Annotated in this window: 2 protein-coding genes; both read right to left on the reverse strand. The window is 38.7% G+C overall.

Annotated elements, in window-relative coordinates; translation table 11 throughout:
- Positions 1–176 precede the first annotated feature (176 nt).
- Positions 177–611: a hypothetical protein gene (locus L2748_RS23830; RefSeq protein WP_220783590.1), complete on the reverse strand. Its 435-nt coding sequence runs from the start codon at positions 609–611 to the stop codon at positions 177–179.
- 5 nt (positions 612–616) lie between these two features.
- Positions 617–1,558: an RHS repeat-associated core domain-containing protein gene (locus L2748_RS23835; protein WP_248957816.1), complete on the reverse strand. Its 942-nt coding sequence runs from the start codon at positions 1,556–1,558 to the stop codon at positions 617–619.
- Positions 1,559–1,590: the final 32 nt, after the last annotated feature.

The raw sequence follows: 1,590 nt of genomic DNA on the forward strand, positions 1-1,590 counted from the left end.
ACGTAGTCATAGGATGTTCTCAGAATGGGATTTGTTCTGAGATTATCTAAACGTTGCCCCTCAAGGAATCCGTCTTATATTGATCGCTTACCTTACAACTCTGATGTGGCTTAAATGTAGCCAAAAATAAAGCCCCGAAAGGGGCTTGGCATTTTAACCGATTGAAATTCATCTTATCAATCTGAAAAATTAATTGTGACAAATACTTCATTGGTAATCTGGTCGTGAATTAATGAAGCGTTAACATTCATTTTTGAGTATCGAGTCGCAATTCTATCATTCCACACTTCAACAATAGATGATCCGAATTTCTTTGCCTCTTTGACTTCCATCCCTTCAAAAATAGACGTTATTTCAATTAAGTTCATCCAATACTGAATTTCTTTATCATCACGTCCTTCAGAAATAAAATCACAATATTTAGATTCATTAAACACTTCTTCAAAAAAAAGTTTATTATCTCTAATTATGAACTCAGGGTTGAATAATATGCCCAAACTATTCAATAGATCATTATGGATATCTTCAAACTTGAACAAAGCGTGCAAATAATCAAGTGTGTTAAGTTTCTTATCTTTATTAGCTTCCATAAATTCAGACTTACTAAACATATAGCTTAACCTCCTGGAATTTCTTCTGTTTTCGCTGGCCTAACGTCTGTTTTACCGGGAAAACTTTCGCCAGTCTTAGGGTTGACGTTCACATTACCTTCATTCGTTTTAACGTTAGGGCGAGGTACATTTCCGTGGTCTTTACCACTACCTCTATACTGTTTAAATGTTCCATCGGCATTATGTGTCGTATATTGACCATCTTTACCTGACTTTTCAACAATCGAATGTGACCTTCCCTCTGCTTTTTTCAAAGGAGCAGGTCGGCTGCTACGACTTTTAACTGGTAACCCGTCACTGGTTGCTACAGATGTAACTTCCAAGGCTGTAAGTGATGCAGAAGCTGTTACTGATACTTTTGCTGCACCAGCAGTCCAAACAGCAACACCGATCGCTGCAGCTCCTGTATAAGCATCTTGATTTTGCTGAATGCTCACACCGCTAGGCCTATTTAAATAGCTTTCCGCAGCCTTACCATCCGGGTCGGTATATTTATATGGATTGTTATTTACATATGCATATCGGTTGAAACCTTGAATCCCTTGAGTTCCATTTAAGTGACCAAGAGTACCGACAGGATCATTCGAATAAAAACGGCCGATAAGTGGATCATAGTATCGAGCCTGCATATACGTTAAGCCTAGGTCTGGATCTTGCAAATGCCCCGTATAACCAATCCCCGCTTTTTCGCCACCTAATCGTTTCCCAAAGGGCTCATAGGTACTGCGACTGATAACGTGTCCAGCTTCGTTGGTTTCAACGACGGGCGTTCCAAGCATATCAGTATGTTGATATCTGATTTTTGTTTTTCGTGATATCGTTCCGGCTAGATTTAGTTCTCCACATTTATTATTAACATAACATGCTTGTATTTCTACAGTGCTAGTTCCCAATGCTAATCCCGCAACTGAATAACTTGTCCCATAGACTTTTACTACGCGTTGCACACCATTTTCATCAGTAATAATGACTTGATAAT

This window comes from Shewanella sairae (genome assembly GCF_023283535.1).
GTDB lineage: Bacteria > Pseudomonadota > Gammaproteobacteria > Enterobacterales > Shewanellaceae > Shewanella > Shewanella sairae.

What these genes read in the sequence shown, in the direction of transcription:
- L2748_RS23830 (WP_220783590.1), bottom strand. Translation starts at nt 611, where the DNA reads ATGTTTAGTAAGTCTGAATTTATGGAAGCTAATAAAGATAAGAAACTT.